This window comes from Azorhizobium doebereinerae UFLA1-100, from assembly GCF_000473085.1.
Lineage (GTDB): Bacteria > Pseudomonadota > Alphaproteobacteria > Rhizobiales > Xanthobacteraceae > Azorhizobium > Azorhizobium doebereinerae.
In genome coordinates this window covers 78,973-98,851 of sequence record NZ_KI421497.1, presented here as the reverse complement: position 1 = coordinate 98,851, position 19,879 = coordinate 78,973, and the positions used below count along the sequence as shown (strand labels likewise).

16 protein-coding genes and 1 pseudogene are annotated in these 19,879 nt (G+C 70.6%); 6 read left to right on the top strand and 11 right to left on the bottom strand.

The genetic code is table 11. The annotated features are described in order from the left end of the window. Positions 1 to 98: 98 nt before the first annotated feature. From YU1_RS0126745 to YU1_RS0126735, 3 genes are read right to left on the bottom strand one after another with little or no spacing between them, the layout of a single operon-like run. On the bottom strand, positions 99 to 2,243 hold the full coding sequence (locus YU1_RS0126745) for an SLBB domain-containing protein (protein ID WP_035716827.1): 2,145 nt from the start codon (positions 2,241 to 2,243) through the stop codon (positions 99 to 101). Between the two features lies 1 nt (position 2,244). Then, a complete protein-coding gene (locus YU1_RS0126740) occupies positions 2,245 to 2,628 on the bottom strand; it encodes a hypothetical protein (protein WP_029006631.1) in 384 nt (127 codons plus the stop codon). Continuing rightward, positions 2,625 to 2,903: an STAS domain-containing protein gene (locus YU1_RS0126735; RefSeq protein ID WP_029006630.1), complete on the bottom strand. Its 279-nt coding sequence runs from the start codon at positions 2,901 to 2,903 to the stop codon at positions 2,625 to 2,627. The genes YU1_RS0126740 and YU1_RS0126735 overlap by 4 nt, the downstream gene beginning before the upstream one ends. A gap of 197 nt (positions 2,904 to 3,100) precedes the next feature. Here YU1_RS0126735 and YU1_RS0126730 point away from each other — a divergent pair, with 197 nt between their 5' ends. Then, complete coding sequence (locus YU1_RS0126730) at positions 3,101 to 4,174, top strand: glycosyltransferase (RefSeq protein ID WP_029006629.1); 1,074 nt, start codon at positions 3,101 to 3,103, stop codon at positions 4,172 to 4,174. Next, complete coding sequence (locus tag YU1_RS0126725; RefSeq protein WP_051357446.1) at positions 4,171 to 6,003, top strand: sugar transferase; 1,833 nt, start codon at positions 4,171 to 4,173, stop codon at positions 6,001 to 6,003. The genes YU1_RS0126730 and YU1_RS0126725 overlap by 4 nt, the downstream gene beginning before the upstream one ends. Before the next feature lie 15 nt (positions 6,004 to 6,018). Here YU1_RS0126725 and guaD read toward each other — a convergent pair whose 3' ends face one another. The 6 genes and pseudogenes from guaD to YU1_RS0126695 all read right to left on the bottom strand — a co-directional run bounded on the left by guaD (position 6,019) and on the right by YU1_RS0126695 (position 14,144). Continuing rightward, positions 6,019 to 7,377: a guanine deaminase gene (guaD, locus tag YU1_RS0126720; RefSeq protein ID WP_029006627.1), complete on the bottom strand. Its 1,359-nt coding sequence runs from the start codon at positions 7,375 to 7,377 to the stop codon at positions 6,019 to 6,021. Then, positions 7,374 to 8,672, bottom strand: a complete 1,299-nt coding sequence (locus YU1_RS0126715) for an NCS2 family permease (RefSeq protein ID WP_035716824.1) — start codon at positions 8,670 to 8,672, stop codon at positions 7,374 to 7,376. Before YU1_RS0126715 ends, guaD begins: the two co-directional genes overlap by 4 nt. Before the next feature lie 24 nt (positions 8,673 to 8,696). Next, positions 8,697 to 11,455: pseudogene (locus YU1_RS31590) on the bottom strand (molybdopterin-dependent oxidoreductase). Further along, positions 11,452 to 12,279, bottom strand: a complete 828-nt coding sequence (locus YU1_RS0126705) for an FAD binding domain-containing protein (RefSeq protein WP_029006625.1) — start codon at positions 12,277 to 12,279, stop codon at positions 11,452 to 11,454. The pseudogene YU1_RS31590 and the gene YU1_RS0126705 overlap by 4 nt, the downstream one beginning before the upstream one ends. Before the next feature lie 96 nt (positions 12,280 to 12,375). Further along, a complete protein-coding gene (locus YU1_RS0126700; RefSeq protein ID WP_029006624.1) occupies positions 12,376 to 12,642 on the bottom strand; it encodes a hypothetical protein in 267 nt (88 codons plus the stop codon). 68 nt (positions 12,643 to 12,710) lie between these two features. Beyond that, a complete protein-coding gene (locus YU1_RS0126695) occupies positions 12,711 to 14,144 on the bottom strand; it encodes a lipopolysaccharide biosynthesis protein (protein ID WP_029006623.1) in 1,434 nt (477 codons plus the stop codon). A gap of 169 nt (positions 14,145 to 14,313) precedes the next feature. Here YU1_RS0126695 and YU1_RS31585 point away from each other — a divergent pair, with 169 nt between their 5' ends. Genes YU1_RS31585 through YU1_RS0126680 form a run of 3 tightly spaced genes read left to right on the top strand, consistent with a single transcriptional unit; the run spans position 14,314 to position 17,256 of the window. Further along, positions 14,314 to 15,174 (top strand): chorismate mutase, encoded by an 861-nt coding sequence (locus YU1_RS31585; protein WP_035716822.1) that lies wholly within the window; start codon positions 14,314 to 14,316, stop codon positions 15,172 to 15,174. 13 nt (positions 15,175 to 15,187) lie between these two features. After that, entirely contained in the window at positions 15,188 to 16,324 is a 1,137-nt protein-coding gene (gene hisC, locus YU1_RS0126685) for a histidinol-phosphate transaminase (protein WP_029006622.1), read from the top strand. Further along, positions 16,321 to 17,256, top strand: a complete 936-nt coding sequence (locus YU1_RS0126680; RefSeq protein WP_029006621.1) for a prephenate/arogenate dehydrogenase family protein — start codon at positions 16,321 to 16,323, stop codon at positions 17,254 to 17,256. The genes hisC and YU1_RS0126680 overlap by 4 nt, the downstream gene beginning before the upstream one ends. A gap of 13 nt (positions 17,257 to 17,269) precedes the next feature. On the opposite strand, the gene YU1_RS0126675 is transcribed toward YU1_RS0126680, so the two are convergent. Next, positions 17,270 to 18,442: a DUF2125 domain-containing protein gene (locus tag YU1_RS0126675; protein ID WP_029006620.1), complete on the bottom strand. Its 1,173-nt coding sequence runs from the start codon at positions 18,440 to 18,442 to the stop codon at positions 17,270 to 17,272. A 337-nt stretch (positions 18,443 to 18,779) separates the two neighbouring features. Here YU1_RS0126675 and YU1_RS0126670 point away from each other — a divergent pair, with 337 nt between their 5' ends. Further along, entirely contained in the window at positions 18,780 to 19,370 is a 591-nt protein-coding gene (locus YU1_RS0126670) for a gamma-glutamylcyclotransferase (protein ID WP_051357445.1), read from the top strand. 31 nt (positions 19,371 to 19,401) lie between these two features. On the opposite strand, the gene YU1_RS33880 is transcribed toward YU1_RS0126670, so the two are convergent. Beyond that, a complete protein-coding gene (locus YU1_RS33880; protein ID WP_210163774.1) occupies positions 19,402 to 19,815 on the bottom strand; it encodes a hypothetical protein in 414 nt (137 codons plus the stop codon). Positions 19,816 to 19,879 lie beyond the last annotated feature (64 nt).

Sequence of the window (19,879 nt, the reverse complement as noted above, 5' to 3'; positions counted from 1 at the left end):
CGCACGGTCAGATGTCACAATGGGGTTTGCCGTACCGAAAGCAACCCCGGGCGCCGGTTTCGTCCCCGGCGCGGCGGCGCGCCGGGGTGGAGCGGCGTTCAGCCGCCGGACAGGTAGGCGATCAGCGAGATGATCGGCAGGACGTTCTGGATGCCGTCCACGAAGATCTTCCAGCCGCTCTGCGAGGTGGTGGGCACGTAGACCGTGTCGCCCGCCTGCACCACCGGCAGTTGCCGGATGTCGCCGGTCTTGGCGAACTGGATCAGGTCGAACACCCGGGCCTGTTCGCGGCAGCAGCCGAGGTTCACCACCACGATCTTCTGCTGATAGGCCTCGTTGGTGGGCCCGCCCGCCTCGGCCAGCAGGTCGAGCAGGGTCATGCTGTTGTCGAAGCGGTAGCGGCCGGGCTTGGCGACGGCGCCGAGCACGCGCACCGTGCTCTCCTTGCTGTCGTCGAACCAGTCCTTGTTGGTGCGGTCGGGGACGAAGATGACGTCGCCGGTCTTCACCTTGGGCAGCAGCTTCTCGTCGCCGGTGGCGAAATACTGCGCCAGGTTGAGCTGCGTCACCTTCGAGCCCGGCAGGCCGCGATGGGAGATGCGCACGTTGCGCAGGTCCGCGGTGCCGGTGGGGCCGTTGGCGGCGGTCAGGATGTCCAGGAAGCTCATGTTCTTGTTGAACGCGTAGCGGCCTGGGATCTGCACCTGACCCATGATGTAGATGACGTCTTCCTTCGCCATCTGCACCCACTTCGCCTTGTTGTCGATGGGCGATTCCGGCAGCGAGGGCATGCGGATCACGTTGCCGGCGCGGATCTTCGGCAGCTGCGACAGCGACCCACCGGTGGAGAGGAAGGCCTGGAGGTCGAAGGACAGCGGGTTCGCGGTGTCCTTCTCGGACTGGAGGATCTGCAGGTGCGCGATGTCCGCGCGCTGGTTCGGGCCGCCGGCCTCGCCCAGCAGGTCGAGCAGGCTCATCTCGTCCGACCATTCGTAGCGGCCGGGCTTGTTCATCTCGCCGATGACCTGCACCGCGCGGGACGGCGGGATCTTCAGCCAGGACGGCCGGTCGGAAGATTCGATCTTCTCCGGCACGAAGATGGCGTCGCCCGGCAGGATCAGCGGCAGCGGGACGCGGTTGCCTTCGGTATAGGCCGTGAGGTCGAACCGCTCGGTGCCGCCGTCCGCCTTCAGGATGCGGATCTGGCGGGTCTCCGCGTAGCGCGTCGGGCCGCCGGCATTGGCCAGGATCTCGATCAGGCGCGCATCCGGCGGGGCTTCCAGCGGGCCGGGGCGGTTCACTTCGCCGATCACATAGACCGTGCGCACCGAGCGGCGGATCTCCTCCTCCTGCTTGGGCACGAAGATGGTGGCCCCGGGCTTCAGCGCCGGCAGCAGCTTGTCGTCGCCGGTGTCGAGATAGCGGCGCAGGTTGAAGACGATGGGCTCGCCGCCGTTGATGACGCGGATCTGCTCGGTGGAGGCGTAGCGGGTGACGCCGCCGGCGCGCATGATCATGTCGACGACGGTGAGGCCTTCCTTGTAGCCGAAGGAGCCGGCGCGGACGACTTCGCCGAACACCTTGACCGCGCTCGTCGTATCGGCGGCGTCGCCCTGGTCGGCCAGTGTGCGGGCGTCGAAATTGATCTGCACGTTGCCGGTGGCCGGGGAGGACGGGACGAAGATCACGTCCAGCGGCTGCAATTGCGGGATCAGGCGGGTGTCGCCTGTGTCGAGATACTTCTTGTAGTCGAAGACGCTCGTGCGGTTGCCGCGGCGCAATTGCAGCTTGTCGAGCTGGGCGCCCTGCAGCAGCCCGCCGGCGGCGGTGATGGCCTGCTGGATGCCGGCGTCCACCGGCAGGTTGACCTCGCCGGGATTGGCGACGTAGCCGAGCACGGTGACCAGCAGCCGGCGCTCCTTGAGCTCCACTTGGAGGCGGCCGAGGTCGCGGTAGGCGCGGGCGAGGGCGTCATGCACCAGCACGATGGCCTCGGGCAGGGTGCGCCCGACCACGTCCACGTCGCCCACTTCCGGCAGGGAGACGCGGCCGTTACGGTCGACGAGGAAGTCCTTGTTGAAGGCGGCCTCGCCCGGCATGACGATGCTCAGCACATCGCCGACCCGCAGGCGCAGGCTCGGCTGGGCGGTGGCGGCCTGCTGGGCGAAGACCGCCGTCGGCAGCGCCAGCATCAGCAGGGCGAACAGGGCGGCGAGGACGTGGCGGGCGGCGGGGGGGTTCATCTCATCTGCTCCCGCCGCTGGCGGCGCGGCGCGGAAGCTGCCGCTCGATGGCGGCGAACTTCTGCTTCAGCCGGGCAATGTCGATTTCCGCGTCCTCGCCGAACGTGCCTTCGGATTCCCGCCGGATCTGGATCAGCAGGGCCTCGGCGTCGGCGGTGTCGGCGGCGGCGTAATAGCGGGCGTTGCGGCCGATCAGCCCGACCAGCTGGTCGGAGAGATGGTCGATGCGGGCATCGGTGGAGGGCCGGCGCTCGGCCAGGCCGCCGGCGCCGTCCGGCGGCCAGGCGGTGTAGGTGCTGGTTTCGCAGCCGGCCAGCGCCAGGGTCGCGGCCAGGGCGGCGACCAGCGCCAGCGGGGAGGCGGGGGGGAAGACGCGGCCGGTCATGGGCGGCCTCCGTCGATCAGGTCCGACAGCCGCAGGTGGGTCAGCAGCTGGAGCGGCTGGCCGCGCGCGCCGGTCAGGCGCAGCTTGCAGCCCGCTACCCGGAGCCGCTTGTACAGGAAGACGATCCCGCCGACGCCAGATGAATCCATGAACTCCACCTCTGCGAGGTCCAGCACGACGTCCTCGGGGCTGCCGCCCAGACTTTCGAAAGTGGTCTTGAGTTCAGACATGGCGGCGGCGTCCATGTCGCCGGCGATTTTGACCATCTTCGCCATGCTGGCCCCCGCGCGAAACCCAAGGCGACGGCTGAGCCGGCCTCGCCGAACGTTGTCCGGTCAGGCGTTGCAGGCGCTACCCAATGGGTAAGCCCACGCCCGACTCGCGACACCGTCCTTAACCATCGCCAGAACAAACGATTTACCTTAATAAGCGGTAAAGCGTTGCTGGTGGGTCGACGTAAAACGGGTTGAGGGTGGCAGCCTTGCCGGACGGCATCGTTCAGATCGTGCAGCGCCTCACCCCCGGCGGGCTTGAGGTTCTGGCCATAGACTTGTCGCTCCGCCTCGGCGGCGAGAACGTCATTTTCAGCCTCGAGTTGACGGAGGCGGAGATGACGCGCCGCTGGCCGCTGCTCGGCACCCTGCCGCTGCGAATCACCGGTTTCGGCAAGCCCGCCGGCCTCCATCCGGGACTGATCCTGAAGCTCGCGCGCGAGCTCAAGGCGGCGGCGCCACGCGCTGTCCTCACCCACCATGTCGGGCCGATGCTCTATGGCGGCCTCGCCGCGCGCCTCGCCGGCGTGCCGGTCATCGCCCATGTGGAGCACGACGTCTGGCACTATGCCAGCCGCAGCGACCGCTGGATCGCCAGGCTGGTGGGCCTGCTGGCGCGCCCGCAGGTGGTGGCGGTGTCCGAGGCGGTGGCGGCGGCCATGCGCAAGCTCATGCCGTGGTCGCGGATCTCGGTCATCCGCAACGCCGTGGACACCGCCCGTTTCGCTCCCGCCGGGAAGGCGGAGGCGCGCTCCCGGCTCGGCCTGCCGCTGGACCGGGCCATCGTCGGCGCCGCCGGCCGCCTGGAAGAGGTGAAGGGCCAGGACGTGCTGCTGCGCGCGCTGGCCCTGCTGCCCGGCGTGCTGCTGGTGCTCGCGGGCGACGGCTCCCAGGCCGAGGCCTTCCAGGCGCTGGCCGTCGATCTCGACATTGCCGAGCGGGTGATGTTCCTCGGCTACCGCAGCGACATGGAAGTGGTCTATCCGGCCTTCGACGTGGTGGCGCTGCCGTCCCGCGCCGAGGGGCTGCCGCTCTCGGTGCTGGAGGCGCAGGCCTGCGACATCCCGGTGGTGGCGAGCGACGTCGGCTCGGTGCGCGAGGGGCTGGCGCCGGGGGCGAGCCGCCTCGTGCCGGCGGGCGACGCGCCGGCGCTGGCGTCGGCGCTGGCCGACCTGCTCGCCCATCCGCCCGCCGTCGGGCCGCGCGGCTTCATCACCGAGCAATTCTCCTGGGAGCGCATGGTGGCGGCGTATCGGCGCCTGCTCACGCCATGATCCTCGCGCAGGTCCTGTTCTGGCTCAGCCTGCTGGGCGTCGCCTATCACCATGTGATGTTTCCGGTGCTGCTGCGGGCGCTGGCCCGGCGCCGCCCCGGACGGCCGGGCCCCGCCCCCGTGCCGGACGCCGCCCTGCCGCCGGTGACGCTGGTGATCCCGGCCTATCAGGAAGCCGGCTTCATCGCCCAGAAGCTGGAGGACTGCGCCCGGCTCGACTATCCCCGCCACCTCCTGAGGGTGATCGTCGCCTGTGACGGCTGCACCGACGGCACGCCGGAGCGCGCCGCCGCGGCGCTGGCCGCGCCGGCCTGCGCCGGGCTGAACGCCGAGGTCCGGGCGTTCGCGCAGAACCGCGGCAAGGTGGCGGTGCTCAACGAGGTCATCGCCGGCCTGCCGCCGGGCATCGTCGGCCTCACCGACGTGTCGGCCAGCCTGTCGACGGACGCGCTGCGCCGTGCGGCGGCGCATTTCGCCGATCCGGCGGTGGGCGTGGTGGCCGCGACCTATGCGCTGCGCGAGGCGGGCAGCACGGGGGAGGCGGGCTATTGGCGCTACCAGACCGCCATCAAGGCGGACGAGGCGGCGCTCGCCGCCCCGGTGGGGGTGCACGGCGCCTTCTATCTGTTCCGCCGCGAGCTGTGGGAGAGCCTGCCCGCCGACACCATCAATGACGACGTCATCCTGCCCATGCGCATGGTCGCGGGCGGCGCACGCGCGGTCTATGACCGGGCCATGGTGGCGACGGAGGAGGAGCGTACCCACCGCACCCAGGAGTTCCGCCGCCGGGTGCGCATCGCCTCCGGCAACGTGCAGCAGGCGCTGCGCCTGTGGCGGCTTGCCGATCCGCGCCGGCCGGGGCTGGCCTTCGTCTTCCTGTCGGGCAAGGCGCTGCGGGCCTTCGCCCCGCTGCTGCTGGTGGTGATGTTCGCCGCCAACGTCGTGCTTGCCTTCTCGCCGTCACTCCTCTACCGCCTCCTGCTGGCCGGGCAGGTCGCCTTCTACGGGCTGGCGCTGTTCGCCATCGCGAATCCAGGCCGGCGCCTGCCACGGGTGCTACGGTTCGCGGGCTATTTCGTGGAAGGCCATGCGGCGGGACTGGTCGGCGCGGCGCGCCAGATCACCGGGCGCGACACCGGCCGGTGGCGCCGGGCGAGCGAGAGTTCAGCGATCATGGGCGCGTCGGGGGATCAGGAACTGGACTACGTGCATCCCCTGGTGCGCGTCGGCAAGCGCGCCTTCGACATCGTGGTCGGCCTGGTGGCCTTCCTGGTGCTGGCGGTCGCCTTCATTCCCGTGGCGCTGGCCATCCGCCTCACCTCCAAGGGGCCGATCTTCTACCGCCAGATCCGCGTCGGCCGGTCCACCGGCACGCGCACCGAGTTGTTCTATCTCTACAAGTTCCGCACCATGTATGTGGATGCGGAGGCGCGTACCGGCCCGGTGTGGGCGACCGCCAACGATCCGCGCATCACCCCGGTCGGCCGCTTCATGCGCAAGACCCGCATCGACGAGCTGCCGCAGGCGATCAACGTGCTGAAGGGCGACATGTCCATCGTCGGCCCGCGCCCGGAGCGGCCGGCCTTCTTCATGAAGCTGGAGAAGGAGATTCCCTTCTATGTGGAGCGCACCCATGGCCTGCGTCCCGGCATCACCGGCCTCGCGCAGGTGAACCAGGGCTATGACGGCTCCATCGAGGATGTGCGCTCCAAGGTCGGCTACGACCACGCCTATGCCATGCGCCTGCTCGACCCGTGGGACTGGCTGAAGACCGACGTGTGGATCATCCTGCGCACCGTCTCGGTGATGGTGCTGGGCAAGGGGCAGTAGGACAGGCCGGCGGGCTCACGCTTCCGCCGCGTGGCGGAACGGATCGCCCGGCCGCGCCCGGTCGTAGACGCAGCGCCCGGCGACATAGGTGGCCGCCACCGCCCGGTCGTCGCCCAGCGTCATCAGCGCGAACAAGTGGTCGGCGATGTCGGTGCTGCGCGCGGTGCGCAGGGCCATGAGGTCCGTGGCCTTCAGGTCCAGCACGCAGACATCGGCCTCATAGCCCGCCTCCAGCCGTCCCAGCCGGTGGTCGAGATGGAGCGCATGCGCCCCGCCCAGCGTCGCCAGATAGAAGGCCTTCAGCGCGTCCAGCCGGTCGCCCCTGAGGGCCGCCACCTTGTAGGCCTCGTTCAGGGTGGCGAGGGCCGAGAAGCTGGTGCCCGCCCCCACGTCCGTGCCGAGCCCCACCCGCACCGGGCGGCGGGGATCGAGCGCGTCGAACAGGCGGAACAGGCCGGAGCCGAGGAACAGGTTCGAGGTCGGGCAGTGGGCGAGCGCCGCCCCGGTCTCGTGGCAGGTGCAGAACTGCCGCTCTTGCAGATGCACGCCATGGCCGAACACCGAGCGCGGCCCCACCAGCCCCGCATGGGCATAGATGTCGAGATAGTCCGCCCGCTCGGGAAACAGCCCGGCGATCCAGTCGATCTCCGTCCGGTTCTCGCTGAGATGGGTCTGGAGGAACAGGCCGTCGTGGCGCTTCAGCAGATGGCCGGCGGCTTCCAACTGCTCCGCCGTCGAGGTGCCGGCGAAGCGCGGCGTCACCGCATAGAGCTGCCGGCCGCGCCCGTGCCAGCGGGCGATCAGCGCCTCGCTCTCGTCGATGCCCTGGCGGACGCTGCGGTCCAGCAGGCCGTCCGGCGCGTTGCGGTCCATCAGCACCTTGCCGGCGATCATCAGCGTGTCGAAGCGTTCGCTCTCCGCGAACAGCGCCTCGGCGGACTGGGGATGGACGGTGCAATAGACCATCGCCGTGGTGGTGCCGGCGCGCAGCAATTCGCGCAGGAACACCCTGGCGATGCGGTCCGCATGGGCGGGATCGGCGAACTTCAGCTCGGTGGGGAAGGTGTAGGCGTCGAGCCAGTCCAGCAACTCACCCGCGAACGAGCCGATCATCTCGGTCTGCGGGTAATGCACATGGGTGTCGATGAAGCCGGGGCACAGGAGCGCGTCCGGAAAGGCGCGGATCTCAGTGCCCTCGGCCAGGGTCGGGCGCACCGCGTCATAGGCGCCGAAGGCGGCGATGCGGCCGCCCTCCATCACCAGCAGGGCGTCGGGCTCGTGGGTGAAGCAGTCCTCCGCCGGGGCAAGGAAGGGATTGCCCCGGAAGGAGATGGCGCCTGCGCGCAGGGCGATGCGGTGGCCGCCCGCCGTCACCCGGCGGCGCCTTCATAGACATATTTGAACACGAACACCGCCGCGATCAGCCACACGATCCACTTCACCTCCCGCGCCCGGCCGGTGAGCAGCTTGATGCCGGCATAGGAGATGAAGCCGAAGGCGACGCCGTTGGCGATGGAATAGGTGAAGGGCATCATCAGCGCCGTGACGGCGGCGGGGATGACCTCCGTGATGTCCTCCCAGTCCAGCTCGGTCAAATCGCGCAGCATCAGGCAGGCGACGTAGAACAGCGCCGGGGCGGTGGCGTAGGCGGGCACCGAGCCGGCGAGCGGGGCGAAGAACAGGCAGGCCAGGAACAGCACCGCCACGGTGACGGCGGTGAGGCCGGTGCGCCCGCCCTCCTGCACGCCGGACGCGCTCTCCAGATAGGCGGTGGAGCTGGAGGTGCCGAGCAGCGAGCCGACGAAGATGGAGGTGCTGTCCGCCAGCAGCGCCTTGTTGAGGCGCGCCATCTTGCCGTCCTTCAGCAGGCCGGCGCGGCGGGCGACGCCCATCAGCGTGCCGGTGGCGTCGAACAGCTCCACCAGGAAGAACACCAGCACCACGTTGAGGATGCCCGCGTTCAGCGCGCCCTTGATGTCGAGGGCGAGGAAGGTGGGGGCGATGGAGGGCGGCAGCGAGACCAGGCTGGAGAGCGAGTTGCCGGCGAACAGGAAGCTCAGCGCGGTGACGCCGAGGATGCCCAGCAGCAGCGCGCCCTTGATGCGCAGCACGGAAAGCGCGGCCACCGCGAAGAAGCCGAGGACGGCCAGCACCACGGTGGGCTGGTGCAAATTGCCCAGGGTGACGAAGGTGGCAGGGCTCGCGGCGATGATGCCGGCGCTCTTCAGCGAGATGATCGCCAGGAACAGGCCGATGCCGACCGTGATGGCGATGCGGATGGAATGGGGGATGCCGTCGACGATGGCGTCGCGGATGCGGAAGATCGTCACCAGCATGAAGCAGACGCCGGAGATGAACACCGCGCCGAGCGCCACCTGCCACGTGTAGCCCATGCCGATGACCACGACATAGGCGAAATAGGCGTTCAGCCCCATGCCGGGGGCGATGGCGATGGGATAATTGGCATAGAGCCCCATGACCAGGCTGCCGAAGGCCGCGATCAGGCAGGTGGCGACGAAGACCGAGCCGTGCGGCATGCCCGCGTCGGCCAGGATCTTCGGGTTGATGAAGATGATGTAGGCCATGGTGAGGAAGGTGGTGACCCCCGCCATGATCTCCGTGCGCACCGTGGTGCCGTTTTCCTTCAGCCCGAACACCCGCTCCAGCATGGCAAAGTCCCCCTCGTCCCAGCCTCAAAGATGCGCGCCCGCCCCGCCGCACGCGGCGGCGAGCGCGCTGAAAACCCTGTCACGCGCGAACGGCGTCGCCGTCAGGCGCACGCCCGTGGCATCGCGGATGGCATTGCCGAGCGCCGGCGCCACCGGATTGAACGGGCTTTCGCTCATGGATTTCGCCCCGAACGGCCCCAGCCTGTCATAGGTGTCGGCGAACAGCACCTGTGTGCGCGGCACATCGGCGAAGGCGGGGATGTGATAGTGGCGGAACGCCGGGTTCACCACCGCGCCGTCCTCGCCGATCAGCAGGTCCTCGAACAGCGCCGCGCCCAGCGCCTGCGCCACGCCGCCCTCCACCTGCCCGCGGCACTGCATGGGGTTCATCACCCGCCCGGCGTCCGCCGCCTGCACGCTCTTCAGGATGCGCACCTCGCCGGTCTCGCCGTTCACCGCCACGCTGAAGCCCTGCACGTTGAAGGCGATGGAGCGCGGCGAGCCGTCCGCGCGCCCCTCCGCCGCCAGCGGCATGCCCGTCGCTTCCGCCGCGCGGAAGAGATCGGCCAGGGGCAGCAGGCGGCCGCCCTCCACCGCGACGCCTTCGGGCGTCAGGCGGCAGCGTTCCGGCGTGGTGCCCGCCAGCCGGGCGGCGCAGGCGAGGAGGGCCGAGGCTAGCTTTTGCGCCGCATCCAGCGTCGCCCGCCCGGCCACCACGATGCCGGTGCTGCCATAGGCGCCGGTGTCGTGCCCTACCGCGTCGGTGTCGGCGGCGCGCAGGCGGATGGCATCGGCGCGGGCCGACAAAGCGGTGGCGGCGATCTGGGCATGAGTGGTGAGGCTGCCGTTGCCGAACTCCACCGTGCCCACCGCCAGCTCATAGGCGCCGTCGGCGGTGAGCGCGAGGCGGGCCTGGGCGTAATGGCCGCGCGGGGGAATGGTGTCGATCATGGCCAGTGCCATGCCCCGGCCCACCCGCCACTGCGGCCCACCCGCCACTGCGGCCCGTCCGGCGGCGGCTCGCCCGGCTCCGACAGCGCCTGCTCCACCAGGTCCAGGCACTGGTCGAGGCCGTAGCTGCCATATTCGATGTCGTGGGCGTGGAGGCTGTGGGCGACCATGGGGTCGCCGGGCCGGATCACGTTGCGGCGCCGGAGCGCGAAGGGATCGAGCCCGAGCTTGCGGGCCAGCTCGTCCATGGCGCTTTCGATGGCGAAGATGGTCTGGCTGAGGCCATAGCCGCGGAAGGCGCCGGAGGGCAGGGTGTGGGTATAGACCGCCTCGCCGGTCACCTTCTTGTTCGGGCAGCGATAGACCTGCACCGATTCGTTGCAGCCGTGGAACAGCGTGCCGACGGCATGGTTGCCATAGGCGCCGGTGTCGGACAGCACCTCCATCTCGAACGCGGTGAGCGTGCCGTCCGCCGTCGCCCCGAGCTTCACCCGCACCCGCATGGGATGGCGGGAGGTGGTGGCGGCGAACTGCTCCGCGCGCGTCAGCTCCAGCTGCACCGGCCGCCCGGTCTTCAGCACGGCGAGGCCGACGATGTCCTCCACCAGCATTTCCTGCTTGCCGCCGAAGCCGCCGCCCACCTGTCCGGCGAACACCCGCACCTGATCGCGCGGCAGGCCGAGGACGCCGGCCAAAGCATCGCGGGTGAGGAAGGGCACCTGGGTGGATGAGCGCAGGACGAGGCGGCCGTCCGCGTCCCGCCAGCCGATGGCGCAATGGGTTTCGAGATGGGCATGCTGGAGGCGCTGGGTGCGGACGGTCTCCTCATGGATCACGTCCGCCGCCGCGAAGCCGGCGGCCACGTCGCCCACCTCGCCGGCAAGGTGCGCCACCACGTTGCGGGCGGGGTCGAAGATGCGGCTCTCCGGCCCCTTGTCGCCATGCACCAAAGGCGCGCCCGGCGCGCGGGCAGCCTCCGGGTCGAGCACGGCGGGCAGCAGTTCGTAATCGACCGCGACTGCCCGGCAGCCCGCCTCGGCGGCGGCGACGGTCTCGGCGACGACGGCGGCGACCCGCTGGCCCACATGACGCACCACGGTGTCGAGGATGCGGGTGTCGTCCACGTCGTCGGCGGCGATCTCGTGCCGGCCGGAGGAATAGAGGGTGGCGGGAGCGTCCAGATGGGTCAGCACGGCGATGACGCCGGGCACGGCCAGGGCGGCGGAGGTGTCGATGGACCGGATGCAAGCGTGCGGGTGGGGCGAGCGCACCAGCTTCAGGTGGGTGAGGCCGGGCACGTCCACATCGAGCGTGTAGCGCGCCTGCCCGGTGACGATGGCGGGGCCGGCCGGGGCCGGGTGGCTGTGGCCGCAGGCCTCGCCCGCCAATCCGCGCTCGGCATGGGTGGTGCCGGCGACCGCATCGGCGATGGCGCGATAGCCGGTGCAACGGCACAGGTTGCCCTTCAGCGCGGCAGGCAGGTCCTGGCGCTGGGCCTGGTTGAGGGATGAGACCGTGAGGATGGCCCCGGCGGTGCAATAGCCGCACTGGAAGCCCTGGGCGTCGAGGAAGGCCTGCTGTACCGGGTGGAGCCTGTCGCCCTCCGCCAGCCCTTCGATGGTGGTGACGCTCCGGCCCTCGGCGCGGAAGGCCGGGGTGATGCAGCTGTGCACCGGCGTGCCGTCCACCAGCACGGTGCAGGCGCCGCAATCACCCACGTCGCAGCCGCGCTTGACGCCGAAGGCGCCCAGCTCGCGCAGCAGCGTGCGCAGGCACTGGCCGGGGCGGGGGGCGATGGCGACGGTGCGGCCGTTGAGAATGAGCGTGCTCATGCCGGGCCGCCCTCGGCCAGTTCGCTGCGGATTTGCTGCGCAAAAAGCTGTGTCATGGCGCGGCGCCACGCGGGCGCGCCATGCACGTCGTCATACCAGCCGTCGGCGGGTATAGCGGCGTCGAGCGCGGCCAGAAGTGCTGCGGTGTCAGGCAGGGCCGGGAAATCGAGGCGGAGGGGCCGGGGGGTGGAGGCGGTGACGGTGAGGGCGAAGCGGCCGTCCGCTGCCAGCGTGCCGATGAGGAGCGCGGCGGAGCGGCCGAGGTCGTTCAGGGCGATGCGGCGGAAGGCCCAGCGCAGGTCCATATTGCAAGCCGGCACAAGAATGCTGCGCAGCAATTCGCCCGGTGCCAGCACTGTGCGCTGCAGGCCGAGGATGAAATCCGCCGCCGCCACCTGCCGGCTGCCGCCCGCGGCGGGCCACAGGGTGAGGCGCGCGTCGAGCGCCACAATGAGCGCGGCCATGGGTGCGGCGGCGAGCGCGGTGCACAGGTTTCCGCCAATGGTCGCGGCGGTGCGCACCTTGAACGCGCCATAGAGCGCCGCGCAACAGGCCGGGAACAGGCCGGCGATCCGCGCCCCGGGCGGCAAGAGCGGCTCTTCCAGCTCGGCGAGGGTGCAGGTGGCGGCGATGTCCAGCCCGTCCGGCGTCAAGGCCAGCGCGGGCCAGCCGAGGGCCGTGAGGTCGATCAGCCGGCTCAGCCCCGGGTTCGGATCGGCGAACAGGACCGTGCCGCCCGCAAGCCAGGCATCGCCCGCCTGCCAGGGGCCGATCTCGTCACGGGTCCGGGGTCGGTGGAGGGCGGAGACGGTGTTGAGATCCATGGGCCTTCGCGCTGCGGGGACCGGCTGCCTCCGGTTTCCCATTCTCCCGCATGCGAAGCAAGAAGCACGCCGGAGCCGGGACGCTCGCACCCGGTGCTATCCGCCGAGCACCTTCATCAGCGCGATGGTGGCGCCGACGAGCGCGGCGCCGGCGCCCATGCCGGCGAAAGCCACCTGCCAGGGCGCCAGCGCGTGTTCGCGCGATGCGTTCAACGCCTCGGCGGTCAGCTTCTGCTGCTCCGCCATCAATTTCTGCTGCTCGGCGGCCAGCTTGTGGCTCTCGGCAACGAATTTGCGCGTTTCCTCCTGCATCCGCTCGATGCGGGCGATCTGCTCCTGAACGTCGATGGTGGTGTCGCTCATGGCCGTTCCTCAACCTTGCCGAGTATGGCCGCCGGGGGCGAGGCGCGCAATGCGGCTCCTCGGAGCGGCTACCCCAGCTTCAGCCGGCGGCGGATCGGTTCGGGCAGCTCGGCCGGGTCGATGCGGGGCAGCAGCTTGAAGCGCACCGCCATCCAGCCGATCAGCGGCAGGATGACCACGCCGGCCAGCGGCAGCACCAGCGGCGGCAGGGCGAAGGTGGCGAGCGCGGTCAGCACCACGGTGATGGCGGTGACGAGCCCGAGCCGGGCGAAGCGGTAGGGGATCGGCGCATAATGCTGCGACACCGCATAGGTGATGAGCACGCGGATGCTCTGGGCGACCAATGTGGCGCCGATGGCCCCGGCCACGCCATAGGTCGGGATCAGCGTGTAATAGAGCGCGATGGCGATGCCGGCGCCGATCAGGTTGATGATGAGGGGCGCGAAGCCGTCCTTGCGCAGGAAGCAGCCGATCTCCAGCAGGCTGCCGGTCTCCTGGATGGCGTAGTTGAGCGCGATGAAGGCGATGAAGCCGCTCGCCCCCCAATAGGCCTCGCGGGTCAGCACATGCACCGCGAACGGGCCGCCGAGGCTCACCCCGGCCATGGCACCGAGCACGATGAGATAGCCCAGCGAGACGATGTCGGCGCTGCGCTCGGCCCCGTTCTCCTCCGCCAGCACCATGAAGCGCTTGGGGAACCACCACATGTGGAACGGCTGGAGCAGCACCGCCGTGAGCACGCCGAGCCGCCCGGCGACGCCGTAGAGGGCGATGTCCTGCGGCGTCACATTGGCCGCCAGCACCCAGCGGTCGTAGGAGCCGAGCACGAAGGCGGCGAGCGCGGAGAGCAGCAGCGGGCCGCAATAGACGATCATCTCCCGCCAGCGCACGAAGCGCAGCGAGATGCCGCAGTCCCGCGCCAGATAGACCATCATGGCCGCGCCCTGGGCCAGCGCCGCGCTGGCCGAGGCGATCAGCACCCCTTCCACCCCGAAGCCCAGCGCCAGCAGCGTGGCGGTGACCGCCGCCTGGGCGAAGGCGCGGCTGAGGCTCATGATGAGGAAGGTGCGCGCCGCGCCGCGGATGCGCATCCAGGTAAGCCCGACGCCGAGCACGCCTTCCAGGCAGATGGCGCCGAGCAGGAGCAGGAATTCGGTGCGCGTCACCGGCTCCGGCAGGAGGCCGATGATGGGATGGGAGAATGCCGCGCCCAGCGCCACCAGCACGCCGCAGACGAGCAGCGCCAGCCCGGCATATTCGGCGCACACCGCCTTGCGCGCCTCCCAGGTCTGCGCATCGCCGACGAAGCGGGCGAGCGCTGAGGGCAAGGCGAGGCCGAACAGCAGCGCGCCCACGTCGATGAAGGAGAGCATCACCTCCAGCCGGCCGTATTCGGCGCTGGACAGGAAGTAGGTGTTCACCGGCAGCATGACGAGGCCGATGGCGCGCAGCACCACCAGGCCCACCGTGTAATAGAGCGTCTCGCGTATTGCGCCCGCCACCTGCCGCCTCCCGCTCCATGTTCCGCAATCGCCCATCCGCGCGGGGAAGTCCATGGCGATGCTTGTCCGGGCCCGCCGGCCGTGCGCGGGATGCGGGCCTGCCTTGTGCAACAATTCTTTGATTCGCCGCCCATCTCCCGCTACAGGTCGCGGCAATCCTCGGGTTCCCATGACAGACGCAGCTCAGACACCCTCCCTCGCGGACCTTCGCGCGGAGATCGACCGCATCGACGAAACGATGCACCGCCTGCTCATGGAGCGGAGCGAGATCATCGATCGCCTCGTCAAGGTGAAGCGCACCCAGACCGAAGGCTCCGCGTTCCGTCCGGCGCGCGAGGCCTCGATGATGCGCAGCCTGGTGCAGCGCCATCGCGGGCTGCTGCCGCTCGACACGGTGGAGAGCATCTGGCGCGTCATCATCTCCACCTTCACTTACGTCCAGGCGCCCTATGCGGTGCATGCGGACCTGTCGGTGGGCGAGCCGCTGATGCGCGACAGCGCGCGCTTCCATTTCGGCTTTACCGCGCCGTTCGTGCCGCACATGGGCGCGCGGGCGGTGGTGAAGACGGTGGAGGCCTCCAAGGGCGACCTCGGCCTGCTGCCTGCCGCCATGGTGCCCGGCAGCGATGCCTGGTGGACCGCGCTGGAGCCGGAACAGGCGCCCAAGATCATCGCCCGCCTGCCGTTCGTGGAGCGCGCCGACCATCCCGCCGGCCTGCCGGTGTTCGTGGTCTCCCATCCCATCGCCGACGCGGCGGTGACGGAGGTGGAGACCTTCAGCGTCCGGGTCGCCGGATGGAGCGCCAAGTCGGCGGCGGCGGTGTCGGCGCTGGCCGACGTGCTGGCGGTGTCCGACGGCGCGCTCGACGGCGCGGCGCTGCTGGTGTCGGTGCGCGAGCCCGGCGCCCGCGACGCGGTGCTGGACGCGCTCCGCCAGAGCGGCGCCAGCGTGCGGTCCTTCATTCCCGTGGGGAGCCATGCCGCCCCCTATCGTTTCGGCATGGACAGCGCCGGCTCCGCCCGGCCCTGATGTGGAGTAGGGTATGTCCGTTCCCGCCAAAGAGACCCAGCGTCACCCCGCCCGCCCCGAGCCGCGCCCCGGCGTCATGGCCATCTCGGCCTATGTCCCCGGCAAGAGCCACGCGCCGGGCGTCGAGAAGGTGTTCAAGCTCTCCTCCAACGAGACGCCGCTCGGCCCGAGCCCGGCCGCCATCGCCGCCTACCAGGCCGCCGGCGCCAATTTGCAGGATTATCCCGACGGCTCGGCCAGCGTGCTGCGCGAGGCCATCGGCAAGGCCATGGGCATCGATCCCGAGCGCATCATCTGCGGCGCCGGCTCGGACGAGCTGCTGGGCCTGATCGCCCATACCTATATCGGCCCCGGCGACGAGGCGGTGTTCAGCACCCACGGCTTCCTGGTCTACAAGATCGCCACCCTGGCCTCCGGCGGCACGCCGGTGGCGGTGCCGGACACCGACGACCTGGTGGCCGACGTGGACGCGCTCATCGCCGCGGTGACGCCGCGCACGCGGGTGCTGTTCCTGGCCAACCCCAACAATCCGACCGGCACCTATCTGCCGTTCGACGAGGTGCGCCGCCTGCACGCGGCGCTGCCGCCGCACGTCCTGCTGGTGCTGGACGCGGCCTATAGCGAATATGTCCGCCGCAACGATTACGAGACCGGGCTGGAACTGGCGCTCTCGGCCGAGAACGTCATCATGTGCCGCACCTTCTCGAAGATCCACGGCCTCGCCGCGCTGCGCATCGGCTGGGCGGTGTCCTCGGCCGCCGTCATCGACGCGCTCAACCGGGTGCGCGGGCCGTTCAACATGAACGCCCCGGCCATCGCCGCCGGCGCCGCCGCCATCGCCGATGCCGGCCATGTGGACCAGGCGGTGGCGCATAACGACCGCTGGCTGCCGTGGCTGGCCGGGGAGCTGACCGCGCTCGGCCTCAAAGTCACGCCCAGCGTGGGCAACTTCGTGCTGATCCACTTCCCGACCTCGCCCGGCCGCACCGCCGCTGAGGCGGATGCCTTCCTGACCCGGCGCGGCATCATCCTGCGCCAGGTCCGCGCCTATGGCCTGCCGAATAGCCTGCGCATGACCATCGGCACGGAGGAGGCCAACCGCCTGGTGGTGGCGGCCCTGTCCGACTTCCTGGCCGGGGCGGAGCGGTGAGCGCGCCCCTGGTCGGGCGCCTTGCGGTCATCGGTGCCGGGCTGATCGGCTCGTCCATCGCCCGCGCCGCGCGGGAGAAGGGGCTGGCCGGCACGGTGGTGGTCGCCGATCGCGATCCGGCGGTGCGCGCGCGCGTGCGCGAGCTGGGCTTCGCCGACGTGGTGGCCGACACCGCCGCCGATGCGGCGCGGGACGCGGACATCGTCATCGCCTGCGTGCCGGTGGGCGCGTCGGGCGCGGTGGCGGCGGAGGTGGGTCCGGCCCTGAAGCCGGGCGCGATCCTCTCCGACGTCGGCTCGGTCAAGGCGGCGGTGGTGGAGATGATGGCGCCGCACGTGCCGGCCCATGCTCAACTCGTTCCCGCCCATCCGGTGGCGGGCACGGAATTCTCCGGCCCCGACGCCGGCTTCGCCAGCCTGTTCGAGAACCGCTGGTGCATCGTCACGCCCACCGCCGATGCCGATCCCCAGGCGGTGGCGGCGCTGGAAGCGCTGTGGCGGGGCATGGGCGCGAACGTGGAGACCATGTCGCCGCAGCACCACGATCTGGTGCTGGCGATCACCTCCCACGTGCCCCATCTCATCGCCTACAACATCGTCGGCACGGCCGAGCACCTGGAGCACACGCTGACCTCCGAGGTGATCAAGTTCTCGGCCGGCGGTTTTCGCGACTTCACCCGCATTGCGGCGTCCGATCCCACCATGTGGCGCGACGTGTTCCTCTATAACCGCGAGGCGGTGCTGGAGATGCTGGGGCGCTTCACCGAGGACCTGTCCGCCTTGCAGCGGGCGATCCGCTACGGCGACGGCGACGCGCTGTTCGAACACTTCACCCGCACCCGCGCCATCCGCCGCTCGATCATCGAGCAGGGCCAGGAGACGGCGGCGCCCGACTTCGGCCGCCGGGTGATCAAGGACGGCGCGGCGGGCTGAGCCGCCGCGCGCGCTATTGCGCCGGAGCCGGCGTGGCCGGGGCGGGCGCCTGAGGCGTAACGGCTTGCGGCGTGATGGATTGAGGCGTGATGGACTGGGGCGCGGGCAGCGGCGCCACCGGCGGCGGGAACAGCGGCGGCACGATGCCGACCGGGATCTTGCCCAGCTTCAGCGCGCCCTGGTCGAAGGCGATGGAGAAGGTCACGCCCTTGCGGCCGGCCACGTCGCCCTTCTTGCCCGCCATGGCGAGGGCGCCGACGATGGGCACGTATTCCGGCGAGATGAGCCCGGCTTTGCTGAGGTTCCTCAGCGTGTCCTCGATGCCGGCGAAGCCGAGCACGAGCTGGCCGTTGAGCCGGCCCTGCCCATCCACCAACAGCGCGCCGGTCGCGTTGGCGGCGGCGGACGGCGTGGTCAGGGTGAAGCCCTGCAACTGCATCATGCCGCCGGACATGGCCCAGGCGCGCAGCCGGTCGGTCACCGACATGGGGCGCAGGTCGTCCACGGCGGTGACCGTCATCTGCACCGCCAGGTCCAGCGGGCCGGCGCTGCCGGTGCTGGCGAGCTGCGGGCTCTCCCCGCCGGCGATGGACAAGGCGAAGTCGATGCCGTCGCGGGCGCCGTTCTCGCCGGGACGGCGGCGGGCGTGGGTCTCGATCTGCTTGGCGGACAGCAGCGGCGTGGCGGAGGCATTGCCCGGCGCCTGCTCCACCATGGGCGTGTTGACCACGAGGTCGAACCGGACCGGGCGGCCGGTGCTGTCGCCGACGCCGCTCATCTGGAGCAGCGACCAGGAGGCGGTGTAGACCTGCCCGGTGGCCTGGTCCTCGATGCGCGCCGGCGAGGCGAACTCGGCGACGATGTGGCTCGGGTCCCACACCTGCGCCACCGCATGGGCGGCGGCGGCGGAAATGCGGAAGCTGTCTCCGCCCTGGGTGACCAGAACCGGGTCGCGGCACATCAGCTCGAAGCGGAAGGGAAAGCCTTCCAGCGCGCGCTCGGAGCAGCTCCACTGGCGGCCCAGCAGCTTCTCGCGGGCAATCCAGGCGTCGATCTCCCCGTCGGCGGTGCGGGCGGCATAGACCCACAGGCCGGACCAGCCGATGCCCAGGAGGACGAGGAGCGCCAGCGGCAGCGCGATGATCCAGGGCCGCCGGCGCCGGGGCGCGGGTTCGGTGACAGACATGCGTTCCCTTCGTGTCTCACGCTGGGCGCAACGGCCTCCGGATGGCAGCAGGTCCTGCGGCCACGCGAACACCTCCGGCCCGAGGGGCGGTCGAGAGCAGGTTCAGGGCTGTAGAGCATGTTTGGGACCAGTTGAAGACCCAAACGCGCCCCGGTGCCGCAGCTTTGATGGGCCTGCCCCGCATTTTGCCGGCCGGGCGGCGGCAGGCGGGTGGAGCAATCTGCGATTTGCCGGTGTGCGGAACCGCCCATGCCCTAATTCCGGCTTTATGCTTGCCGATCGAGACCCCTCGGCCACGGCGGTATCGCCGCAGCCCGCGCCAGACGTCCGGACCCGCATGCCTGCCGACCAGTCTTCCCCCCGCCTCCCCCCGGCCGGCCTCGTGCCGGTGCCGGACCACGACCCCTGGGTGTTCGCCTATGGCTCGCTGATGTGGAACCCCGGCTTTGCCTATGCCGAGCGGGTGGAGGCGACGCTGATCGGCTGCCACCGGGCGCTGTGCATCTATTCCTTCCATCACCGCGGCACGCCGGAGAAGCCGGGCCTGGTGCTGGGGCTGGATCTCGGCGGTTCCTGCCGGGGCATCGCCTATCGCGTGGCGGCGCAGGACTGGCCGGTGACCCACGCCTATCTCACCGAGCGCGAGCAGATTTCCGGCGTCTACCGGGAGACCATGCGGCGGGTGCGGCTGCGCAATGCGGCGCGCGCAGACGCGCCGGCGGTGGCCTATGTGGCCAACCGGGCGCACCCGCAATATGCCCGCGGCTTGACGCTGGACGACCAGCTGCACCTGGTGCGCCGCTCGCACGGCCAGTCGGGCCCCAACCGGGACTATGTGCTGGCGACCATGGAATTGCTGGCCGAGATGGGCATCGAGGACAGCGGCCTCGCCTGGATCGCGCAGAAGCTGCGCGAGGGGCACGGCTGAGCGGCCGGGATGGTGTCGCTGGGGCGAGGCCTCAGGCGGCGTGGCGGCGCTCGGCGTCCTGGGTGCGGCGGGCCGGGGCGGGCAGCGCCAGCATGTCCATGGCGCAGGGGCGCGGCGTCAGCAGCCGCCGGAGCGCCTCGGGCGCGTCCTCGCCCATCACATGGATGTGGATTTCTTCCGCCATCGCCCGGCGCGCGGCCCGGTTGGCCGCCTCTCCGGGCATGCCGGCCCACACCGCGATGGAGCCGGCGGGGGTGCGCCGGACCGCGATGGCGAGGGCCTCGGGATAGTCCGGCGCGTCGTCCGCCGGATACACCGAAAACACATGGCGGACGCCGTCCTGATCGCGCCAGAAACGATAGCGCGCACCCAGCGCGCCATCGGTAAGGCCGCTCAGCCGACCAGCGTCAGACAATGGAATGAGGAGCGAATCAGTGGCGTTCATGAGAACGAAACTAGAACGCCGATTCGGACCCCGCAACAGTTTTCCACAGGGTATGGTTACGGGG